Origin of the sequence: uncultured Catenibacterium sp. (genome assembly GCF_900540665.1) — a bacterium.
Lineage (GTDB): Bacteria > Bacillota_I > Bacilli_A > Erysipelotrichales > Coprobacillaceae > Catenibacterium.
This window is the reverse complement of sequence record NZ_UQGV01000016.1, coordinates 18,525-29,504: the sequence shown is the minus strand read 5'-3', so window position 1 is coordinate 29,504 and position 10,980 is coordinate 18,525. Positions and strand designations below refer to the sequence as shown.

Sequence of the window (10,980 nt, the reverse complement as noted above, 5' to 3'; positions counted from 1 at the left end):
TTTACACTTGTATTCCAAAGTCTGAAAATGATGTACGATTATAAGCTAAACTTGATAGTAGGAACCCCACGGGCTTGCCCGTGGGAGTAGTCAGACTGTCAATAAGTTCAGACTATGAACAAGAAAGGTGTAAAAGAAAATGTTGAAATTCTTGAAAATGGAAGGTATCGGGAATGATTATGTTTACTTTGATGGAATCAATCAGGATGTTCCAACAGATGAAACATTTATCAAGAAGGTATCTAATCGTCATATAGGTATTGGCAGTGATGGTGTCATTATCATCTTACCAAGTGAAACATGTGATTTCAGAATGCGTATGTTCAACCTTGATGGCAGTGAAGGAAAGATGTGTGGAAATGGAATCCGCTGCTTTTCTAAATTTGTTTATGATCAAGGTTTAACTGATAAGACAACATTAAAGATTGAAACACTTGCAGGAATAAGAACTTGTGAATTGAATGTAGAAGATGGAAAGGTAGTCAGTGTCTGTGTAGATATGGGTGAACCAATTACTCTATGTTCTGATATTCCAGTGAATTATTCTAAGGTAGAGATGGTGAATGCACCTATTGAAATAGATGGCAATACATATTATTGTACAGCTGTTTCTATGGGTAATCCGCATGTCATCCAGTATGTAGATACACTTGATTTTGATATCGAAGCAATTGGTCCTAAGTTTGAACATGCTTCTTTATTCCCTGAATCAGTCAATACAGAATTTGTAAAGGTTGTTGACAGAGAACATCTAAAGATGCGTGTATGGGAAAGAGGCAGTGGTGAAACAATGGCTTGTGGTACAGGTGCATGTGCTGTGATGTATGCAAGTTATCTCAACAACAAGTGTGATGAGAAAGTGGATGTAGAATTATTAGGGGGTCATTTACAGATTGAACTCCGTGATAAGAAGATATTTATGACAGGTCCTGCAAGGACTACTTTTGAAGGTACATTAAAGGAGGAAGAATATGCTTAAAACTGCAGAAGAAATTATCCAGTATATTGGAAATGCGAAAAAACAGACACCAGTCAAGGTATATATCAATGGTCATGATTTACCTAAGGCTGAAGGATTCAAGATGTTTGGTACAGAAGATTCTAAAATCTGTATTGGAGATTTAGATGCAATCCGTACTTATTTAGAAGAAAACAAAGATAAGATTACAGAAACTTATATGGAACAGGATCGTCGTAATAGTGCGATTCCTATGATTGATATGACAAACATCAATGCCCGTATTGAACCAGGCTGCTTTATTCGTGAACATGTCACTATTGAAGATAACGCAGTTATCATGATGGGTGCAGTTATCAACATTGGTGCTAAGATTGGCGAAGGTTCTATGATTGATATGGGGGCAGTACTTGGAGGACGTGCTGAAGTTGGTAAACATTGTCACGTTGGTGCAGGTGCAGTGCTCGCAGGTGTTATTGAACCCCCTTCAGCAAATCCAGTTGTCTTAGAAGATGATGTATTAATTGGTGCCAATGCGGTTGTTATTGAAGGTGTAAGAATTGGTAAGGGTGCTGTCGTAGGTGCAGGTTCTATCGTTACTAAGGATGTACCAGCAGGTGCAGTAGTAGTTGGTAACCCAGCTCGTATTGTGAAAGAAGAAAAAGACGACCAGACAAAAGATAAGACTCAGTTAATGGATGATTTAAGAAAGATCTAATCATGGATGATTTAAAGAGATGGCGCAGGGATCTACATCAGATTCCTGAACTAGGATTAGAAGAGACACAAACAACAGCTTATCTAAAAGCTGAACTGGAAAAGATGGGGTATCAGCCACAGCCATTATTAGAAACAGGACTCTATGTCTTTATTGATCATGGCTATGGTAAATCAGTGGCTTTTAGAACAGATATTGATGGCTTACCTGTTAATGAAGAAACAGGTGTAGACTTTGCCTCTACTCATAAAGGGATTATGCATGCCTGTGGACATGATGGCCATATGACTGCACTTCTAGGCTTTGCGAAGGCTTTAAAAGAGAATAAAGAACCTATTCTTTATGATATACTTTTAATCTTCCAGCCAGCCGAAGAATCTCCTGGAGGGGCACGTATTGTCTGTGAAAAAGGTTTATTAAAACAGTTTAATGTAGAATCTATTTTTGGTATTCACCTCATGCCTTTATTAGATGAAGGTGTGATTGCTTCTAAACCAGGTGGTTTAATGGCTGAATGTGGTGAATTAGATGTAAAAGTAATAGGAAGAGGTGCGCATGCAGGATTACCTCATGAAGGTGTAGATTCATTACTTATTGCATGTTCTTTAATTAATGAATACCAGCATATTCTTACAAGAATGAAGACACCATTCCATCCAGCTATTATGAATATTGGAGAAATTCATGGTGGTACAGCACGTAATAGTGTTGCCAAGGAAACAGAATTCCATGGCACAGTACGTTGTTATAGTGATGAAATGTTTGCACATCTCACAGATTCTATAGGACGTATTAATAAAGGTTTTGAAGAAGCTTATGGATGCAAGATTGAGTGGAGTTGTCCACCTTTCTATCCAGCTGTCATCAATGATAAAAAGCTATTTAACTATGTTTCATCAATCACTTCACTAAAAGAACTTGATGAACCACTCATGCTTGCTGAGGATTTCTCTTTCTATCAGAAAGAGGTAAAAGGTCTATTTATCTTTGTCGGTACTAAAACAAAGGAATTCCAGAGTGGACTACATACAGGTACATTCAATTTTAATGAATCTGTATTACAGTCTGTTGTGGATATGTATATGAAAATTATTTTGAATTATCAGGAGGAGAAATAATGGGTTATTATGAAGAAGGAGAACAGTATTTTCTTCATGCTTATGGCAGATATGATACTGTTTTAGATCATGGAGAGGGAGTATATCTCTATGATACAGAAGGTAATAAATACTTGGATTTCTATAGTGGTATTGGTGTTAATTCACTTGGTTATGGTTATCCTGCTTATGTAGAAGCTGTAGAAAAGCAGTTAAAGACATTAACTCATGTTTCTAACTATTTCTATACTGTTCCTGCAATTGAAGCAACTAAGAAAGTAGTAGAAGCAACTCGTCTTTCAAAGGTATTCTTCTGTAACTCAGGTGCAGAAGCGACTGAAGGGGCATTAAAACTTGCACGTAAATACTACTTCTTAAAACACCATAAGGCTGATAGTGAAGTGATCGCATTCCATCAGTCATTCCATGGACGTACAACAGGTTCTGTTAAGTTAACTGGTAATGCACATTATCAGCAGGCATTTGGTCCATTAATGGAAGGTGTAAAATATGCCACTTTAAATGACTTAGAAAGCGTTAAAGCACTACTTACTGATCGTACAGGCGCTATTATTGTAGAACCAGTACAGGGTGAAGGTGGTGTCAATCCATGCACAAAAGAATTCTTACAGGGATTAAGACAAATCTGTGATGAAAAAGATATCTGTCTTATTCTTGATGAAGTACAGTGTGGTATGGGAAGAACAGGAACTATCATGACTTATTTCCAGTATGATATCCTACCTGATATTGTCTGTCTTGCGAAAGGTATTGGCTGTGGTGTACCAGTAGGTGCTTTTGTGGCTAATGAAAAGTTTGCAGAGGCAATGGAACCAGGAGACCATGGAAGCACTTATGGAGGTAATCCATTTGTGACTGCTGCTGTTTCTACTGTATTTGATATCTTGAAGAAAGATTCAATTGTAGAAAACTGTAGAGAAGTATCTGAATATCTTCTAGAAGAATTAGATAAAGTTGTTGAGGATTATGACTGTGTCGTAGGTCATAGAGGTTTAGGATTAATGCAGGGAATTGTATTAAATGTCCCAGCTAAGAAATATGTTCAGGCATTACTTGATGAAGGTGTCATTGTAGTAACTGCAAGTGAAAAAGTGATCCGTTTATTACCACCTCTAGTAATCACAAAAGAACATGTTGATGAATTTATTACTAAACTTAGAAAAGTTTTAGCTTAAAATATTAAGAAATCTCCCGCTTGTAAAGGAATAAGTAAGTGGGAGGTTTTTTATATGCGTAAATATCCTATATATCTTCAGGATGATGAAATATCCTGTGGTGTCTATTGTATCAAGATGATATTGAAATATTATGATATTGAAGAAGACACCCTCAATATTAAAAGAAAAGCACGAATGGACCATACAGGTACAACTATTAAGGGATTAGTAGAAACATTTAAGGCTTATGCGATAGAAGCTAAAGCATACCATGCTTCTTTATCAGATATTAAAGAACATATTACTTTGCCTTGTATCTTACATACATTAGAAGAGGGCATAGGACATTTTGTAGTGCTCTATGAAATCAAGGAAGATACTTATATTATTGGTGATCCTGCACATGGTATTGTGGTCTATGATCAAGAAGAATTGACATCAATCTATACAGAAAATGTAGTATCAATCACTCATATTGGACGTTATTTTGAATATGAGAATAAGACATTTAAACAGTTCTTGAAGGAAATCAAGAAACTCTATCATAAGGATATTAGAAAACTAGGCAGCTATACATTCTTTATCACATTATTCTCTTATGTCTTATCACTTATCTATGCATCGCTTATTGATTATATGAAGGTCAAAACACCCATAGTGATATTAATGGTTGTATCAGGGGCTTATTTATTGATTGGTTTAATAAAGATTGGAATAGAAAAGACAAAAGAGAAGAAAAGTATACTTCTCACACGAGCATTTGATAAGGAGTTTGTGTATACAAGTATCAGTCATGCAATGGACTTGAAAGGAGATACAGGAACATTACATCCACAGATCATGGACTTATACCAGTTAAGTCAGTTCTGTATTGCGTATTTTAGTATCTTCTATGTAGATCTTGTATCTATTGTATTAGAACTACTTGGTTTATTACTTATTTCCAGACAGCTATCTTTAGTACTTGTTGTTGTATTAGTGATTCTATCTTTCTTTATTTATTTTAAAAGTAAACACTTCTTAGAACTCTATAAGGATTATATTGCGGCTCATATTGAGTCTTCTCATGCATTGATTGATTATTTGGATCAGAGAGAAATAGGAAAGAGATATTATGGAAAACATCAATGGCTAAAAAGATATGAACACTATTATGAAAATGAAGCCAATCATAAGCAGGATCAAGAAGAATTCTCACTTACACTCTCTACTGGTATGCATATGATCCAAATACTTGGAGAAGCACTTATATTATTTGTGGGGTTATTTCTCTATCACCAAAAGAGTATTCGTATGGGTGAATTGATCTTATTTTATATGGTTTATAATATGATTCTTATTCCTCTTATTCATCTCTGTACCACTCTTGTGGAATATTCCCAAAGTACAGTACTTTATGAAAAGTATAAGGAACTTACTACTCCATTACCACAAGGGCAATTACTTATAGAAGAACCCATTCATGCCATTCATATGAATAATGTTTCTTATGCTTATGGTTTTCATGAACCTGTCCTCAATCATCTTGATTTAGAAATCGATCATTCTTTCTTTTTATTTGGAGATAATGGATCAGGTAAGTCTACTTTAGCTTATTTGCTAGAAGGTAATGATCCTCACTATCGTGGTGAAATATTCATAAATAATAAGCCTTTAAAGGATATCAATCAGGATTCTTTAAAGAAACATATCATTCTTATACAGGAACATGAATCATTTATTCCTGGTTCTATCAAAGAAGTATTGAATTGTGAGGATGAAGAACGTATACTTCATGTATTACTTTCCTTAACAGGAGAAAGATTGATAGAATTAGGAGACTCACCCATCACTTCTCAGGGACTTCCTTTATCCTTAGGAGAACAACAGATTCTTTCTCTTGCCCGTGCCTTGTTGTGTGATGGAGATATTTATATTCTTGATGAGGCCCTGAGTCATCTTTCTTTTGAACGTAAAGAAATCATCATTAAAACTTTGTTTGAGACTTATCAAGAAAAGTTGTTTATGGTGATTTCACATGATAAAAAAATCATGAACATGGGATATGACTATGTTATAATGGAAAAAGGAAAAATCATCGAGAAAGGGTGATCATAAATGAATATAGATTTTGTATTTGATAATGAAATAGATAACTTTGAAAATAATTATGAACAGGATTTTACAGCTATTATTGAACAGGCTTTAAAGACTTTAGAAATTGAAGATGATGTAGAAGTATCATGTGTACTTGTGGATGATGAAAGAATCCATGAAATTAATAGAGAATATCGTCATATAGATCGTTCTACTGATGTTATAAGTTTTGCGATGGAAGATAATGATCAGTTTTATGTGGAAGGCATGCCTAGAACCTTAGGGGATATTTTTATTTCTGTAGATCATGCAAAGAAACAGGCAGAAGAATATGGTCATTCTTTAAGAAGAGAAATGTGTTTCTTATTTACACATGGTATTCTCCACTTACTTGGTTATGATCATATGACTGATGAACAGGAAAAGGAAATGTTTGATTTACAGGATGAGATTTTAGGCGCCTTAAGTATTGAAAGAGAGGGAGTCTAATGGATTATCAATATCTAGTAGATGAAGCATTTAAGGCAAGAGAAAATGCTTATGCCCCTTATTCACACTTTTTAGTAGGGGCTTGCTGTGAACTCAATGATGGCAAGATGATTTATGGTGCCAATATTGAAAATGCAGCTTTTGGTTCTACAATGTGTGCTGAACGTAATGCAGTATTTCAGGCTTATTGTCAAGGTTACCGTAAAGAGGATATTAAAGCACTTGCAATTGTCGGAGATGGACCTACATTGATTTCTCCTTGTGGTTCATGTCGTCAGGTATTGAGTGAACTTTTAAAGCCTGATACACCTATTGTATTAGGGGCAAGAGATCACTATGAAGTGACAAATATCTATGAATTATTACCTAGAAGTTTTAGTGAGGAGGATTTATGAGTTATAAATCAGGTTTCGTAAGTATTGTAGGACGTCCTAATGTAGGAAAGTCTACTTTATTAAATCATATTTTAAAGACAAAATTAGTCATTACATCACCTACTGCCCAGACGACTAGAAATACAGTTCAGGGTGTTTATACAGATGATGAAGCACAGATTGTATTTTTAGATACACCAGGTATTCATAAGCCACAGGATGGTTTAGGTTCATTTATGAATACAACAGCTTTAAATAGTATTGTAGGAACTGATGTGATTTTATTTATTGAACCAGCCAATGAACGTATTGGTAAGGGGGACCGCTTTATTGTAGAAAAACTTAAGAAAGCAGAATGTCCTGTCTATCTTGTCTTAAATAAGGCAGATCTTCTTTCAAAAGATGAATTAATGGATAAATTGATTGAATGGAATCAGATGATGGACTTTAAGGAAATCATCCCAATCAGTGCACTTAATGGAGATAATGTGGATGAATTAATTAAAACTGTAAAACAGGATTTACCAGAAGGTCCAGCTATTTATCCAGAAGATACAATTACAGACCATCCAGAACAGTTTATTATGGCTGAATTCATCCGTGAAAAGATTCTTTATTTCACTCATGATGAAATTCCACATGATGTGGCAATAGAAATTGAACAGTGGATTGAAGATGAAAATGGATTAGACATTATGGCTGTCATTATTGTGAATAGAAAGAGCCAGAAAGGTATTATTATTGGTAAGCAGGGGACAATGATCAAGAAGATCAAAGACCAGGCAAGACGTGATATGAAGCGTTTTGCAGGTGTTCCTGTTAAGCTTTCACTCTTTGTAAGGGTAGAAAAAGACTGGCGTAATAAAGCACAGTATTTAAAGGAATTTGGTTACAACCAGGATGATTACTCATAATATTGAGAAAACAGAAGGGGTTGTACTTAAAATAACACCTTCAAAAGAATCTGATGCTATCCTTTCTATTTATACACATGACTATGGTCGCATATCTGTCTATGGAAAAGGAATTAGAAAGATTAATTCTAAAAACGCCCGTGGAGTGACACCTTCTACATTAAGCTTATTTGAATTGAATATACGTAAAGGTTTGTCTACGCTTGTACGTGCAACAGGAATTGAATACTATACACATATCCAGCACCATATAGAAACAGATATTCTTGCACAATGTTTATTGGAATATTATTATCGCTATGTTCCTGAAAATAAACCAGATCTAGATACTTATGCATTTTTGGCTGATGCACTTAAGGCAATAGATACAGGATATTCATATAAATTGATTTATGCATTGATTCTTGTCTTTATTATGAAAGATAACGGAATAGAGTTAGAAGTAGACGGGTGTGTCCATTGTGGACATACATCAGTCACTTCTTTTTCACTTGTAGATGGTGGGTTTGTATGCCATAAGCATCAAACACCAAAGGATGTACAGATGTCTATAGAAGCTTTAAAGGCAATACGTCATATTTATAAGACGCCGATGGCGCATATTGATACATTGTCTATAGATGAATCTGTACTTAAAGAGATATTGTTTATATTTGAGTATTATATTGACGAATATTGTGGAATATATCTCAATGCGTTGCGTTTTGTGAAGGAATGGATATGAGGGGAGGAATGATGTATGAAGCATGAAGAAACTTATACATCAACACTACATATACATGTTCACTTTTTCATTTATGAACCACAGGTGATCATTAGAGTTAAAGCTGTTTTATTTGTACAGCATGATCTCAATGAAAATGCATGTAACTATGATCATTTTGCGAATTTCATGTGTGATAAAGGATATGTTGTCGTAGTGAGTGATATGGTCGGACATGGTCATTCACTGATTGATTTTGAACAGGGTTATTTTGGAAAAGGAGAAGTACTTGATCATTTGATGAAGGATATGCATCATCTACAGAAAATCATGATGGCACGCTATACGGATACACCTTATTTTTATTTAGGAACTGGTCTTGGTGCACAGATGATTCGTGAATATGCAGCACGCTTTGGTGATTATTTCCAGGGAATGTTGTTGATGGGGGCTGTGTCTGGTGTAAGAGCATATCGCTATAAGAATCTTTGTTTTAATTTCTTTAAGTTGGTGAAGGGTGAAAGATATCATTTAAATAAGCTTGCATTAAGAAGTAGATTAAAGCTTTCTCGTTGTTTCAATGATGATCATCCATTCTCTTATCTTACAGATAATGAAAAAATAGTAGATAGATTTTCTAATGATACATTGACGAATTTCTCTTATACAGTCAAAGGCTATAGTGATATCTATAAGATTTCTAGACATGCTAATAGTGAAGAGACATATCAGAAAACACCGACTTACTTATCTACATGGGTTGCTTCAGGTGCGCTTGATCCTCTCACTCGTCTAGGTAAAGATGCACAATTGATCTATCATAACTATAAAACACTTGGTATGTCCGATATCACATTAAAAATTTATGACAACAAACGTCATGCATTACTATTTGGCAAGGATCGTATCAATGTCTATACAGATATTCTTGCCTGGTTAAACGCACGTACTTATATCTAACCTTTCTTAGGAAAGGTTCTTTTTTATACCCTTATGATTGGTTGACAAATATACACTATAAGGGTATAAATAATAGGACTATAAAGTTCATGGCTTAGGGTTTTCCTAAGTCATTTCTTATCTCAAGGAGGAAAATATGGCTACAAAAGATATGGAAAAACTAATTGCACATGCAAAAGGTGAAGGTTTTGTCTATCAGGGATCAGAAATCTATGATGGACTCGCAAATACATGGGATTACGGACCAATGGGTGTCCAGTTAAAGAACAACATCAAAAACTTATGGTGGAAGAGATTCGTTCAGGAATGTCCTTACAACGTAGGTATTGATTCTGCAATCTTTATGAATCCAAGAGTTTGGCAGGCAAGTGGACATGTAGGCAACTTCAATGACCCACTTATTGACTGTAAACAGTGTAAATCAAGACATAGAGCGGATAAATTAATTGAAGCTTATGATCCTGAATTACATCCAGATGGATGGACTCCAGAAGAAATGATGACTTTTATTAGAGAACATAACATCGCATGTCCTGAATGTGGTGGACATGATTTCACAGATATCAGACAGTTCGAATTAATGTTTGAAACATCTATGGGTGTTGTAAAGGATGCTAAGAGCAAGATCTACTTAAGACCAGAAACTGCTCAGGGTATCTTTGTAAACTTCAAGAATGTTCAGAGAACATCACGTAAGAAATTACCATTTGGTATTGGACAGATTGGTAAGTCATTCCGTAACGAAATCACTCCAGGTAACTTCATTTTCCGTACGAGAGAATTTGAACAGATGGAACTTGAATTCTTTACAAAACCAAATGAAGACTTAGAATGGTTTGAAAAATGGCGTCATGATTGTATGCAGTTCTTATATGATTTAGGTATCAAAAAAGAAAACTTAAGATACAGAGACCATGACCAGAAAGAACTTTCTTTCTACTCTAAAGCAACAACAGATATCGAATACTTATACCCATTTGGATGGGGTGAATTATGGGGTATCGCAGATCGTACTGATTATGACTTAGGACGTCATCAGGAATATTCTAAGAAGAACTTAGAATACTTAGATCCAGACACTCATGAAAAGTATCTTCCATACGTTATTGAACCATCAGTAGGTGCTGACCGTTTATTCTTATCAGTTCTTGCAGATGCATTCGAAGAACAGAAACTTGAAAATGGTGATGTAAGAAAAGTAATGCATTTCCATCCTGCATTAGCACCAGTAAAAGTGGCAGTATTACCACTTACTAAGAAACAGTCTGATGAAGCAATGGCACTTTATAACGAATTAGTGAAAGACTTCTATTGTGAATATGATCAGGCAGGTCAGATTGGTAAGAGATATAGAAGACAGGATGCAATTGGTACACCATTATGTGTCACTGTAGACTTCGATACAGCTGAAGATCATAGCGTTACTGTAAGAGATCGTGACACTATGGAACAGATCAGATTACCAATTGATCAGTTAAAAGATTATATCGCAGATAAAACACGTTTTAACTAA

General features: G+C 35.1%; 11 protein-coding genes. All 11 read left to right on the top strand.

The features are described from left to right. Nucleotides 1–139: 139 nt before the first annotated feature. The 11 genes from dapF to QZQ55_RS03660 all read left to right on the top strand — a co-directional run bounded on the left by dapF (nucleotide 140) and on the right by QZQ55_RS03660 (nucleotide 10,980). On the top strand, nucleotides 140–979 hold the full coding sequence (dapF, locus tag QZQ55_RS03710) for a diaminopimelate epimerase (protein ID WP_295090020.1): 840 nt from the start codon (nucleotides 140–142) through the stop codon (nucleotides 977–979). Further along, nucleotides 972–1,676 (top strand): 2,3,4,5-tetrahydropyridine-2,6-dicarboxylate N-acetyltransferase, encoded by a 705-nt coding sequence (gene dapD / locus QZQ55_RS03705; protein ID WP_295090018.1) that lies wholly within the window; start codon nucleotides 972–974, stop codon nucleotides 1,674–1,676. Before dapF ends, dapD begins: the two co-directional genes overlap by 8 nt. A 2-nt stretch (nucleotides 1,677–1,678) precedes the next feature. Continuing rightward, nucleotides 1,679–2,794, top strand: a complete 1,116-nt coding sequence (locus QZQ55_RS03700) for a M20 family metallopeptidase (RefSeq protein WP_295090015.1) — start codon at nucleotides 1,679–1,681, stop codon at nucleotides 2,792–2,794. Next, nucleotides 2,794–3,969: an aspartate aminotransferase family protein gene (locus tag QZQ55_RS03695; RefSeq protein WP_295090013.1), complete on the top strand. Its 1,176-nt coding sequence runs from the start codon at nucleotides 2,794–2,796 to the stop codon at nucleotides 3,967–3,969. Before QZQ55_RS03700 ends, QZQ55_RS03695 begins: the two co-directional genes overlap by 1 nt. A gap of 54 nt (nucleotides 3,970–4,023) precedes the next feature. Then, on the top strand, nucleotides 4,024–6,042 hold the full coding sequence (locus tag QZQ55_RS03690; RefSeq protein WP_295090011.1) for a cysteine peptidase family C39 domain-containing protein: 2,019 nt from the start codon (nucleotides 4,024–4,026) through the stop codon (nucleotides 6,040–6,042). Nucleotides 6,043–6,048: 6 nt separating this feature from the next. Next, entirely contained in the window at nucleotides 6,049–6,516 is a 468-nt protein-coding gene (ybeY, locus tag QZQ55_RS03685) for an rRNA maturation RNase YbeY (RefSeq protein WP_295090008.1), read from the top strand. Then, nucleotides 6,516–6,911: a cytidine deaminase gene (cdd, locus tag QZQ55_RS03680; RefSeq protein ID WP_295090005.1), complete on the top strand. Its 396-nt coding sequence runs from the start codon at nucleotides 6,516–6,518 to the stop codon at nucleotides 6,909–6,911. Before ybeY ends, cdd begins: the two co-directional genes overlap by 1 nt. Beyond that, on the top strand, nucleotides 6,908–7,804 hold the full coding sequence (era, locus tag QZQ55_RS03675; RefSeq protein WP_295090002.1) for a GTPase Era: 897 nt from the start codon (nucleotides 6,908–6,910) through the stop codon (nucleotides 7,802–7,804). Before cdd ends, era begins: the two co-directional genes overlap by 4 nt. Beyond that, on the top strand, nucleotides 7,791–8,528 hold the full coding sequence (recO, locus tag QZQ55_RS03670) for a DNA repair protein RecO (RefSeq protein WP_295089999.1): 738 nt from the start codon (nucleotides 7,791–7,793) through the stop codon (nucleotides 8,526–8,528). The genes era and recO overlap by 14 nt, the downstream gene beginning before the upstream one ends. Nucleotides 8,529–8,543: 15 nt before the next feature. Further along, nucleotides 8,544–9,467: a serine aminopeptidase domain-containing protein gene (locus QZQ55_RS03665; protein ID WP_295089996.1), complete on the top strand. Its 924-nt coding sequence runs from the start codon at nucleotides 8,544–8,546 to the stop codon at nucleotides 9,465–9,467. A gap of 136 nt (nucleotides 9,468–9,603) precedes the next feature. After that, nucleotides 9,604–10,980: a glycine--tRNA ligase gene (locus QZQ55_RS03660; protein WP_295089993.1), complete on the top strand. Its 1,377-nt coding sequence runs from the start codon at nucleotides 9,604–9,606 to the stop codon at nucleotides 10,978–10,980.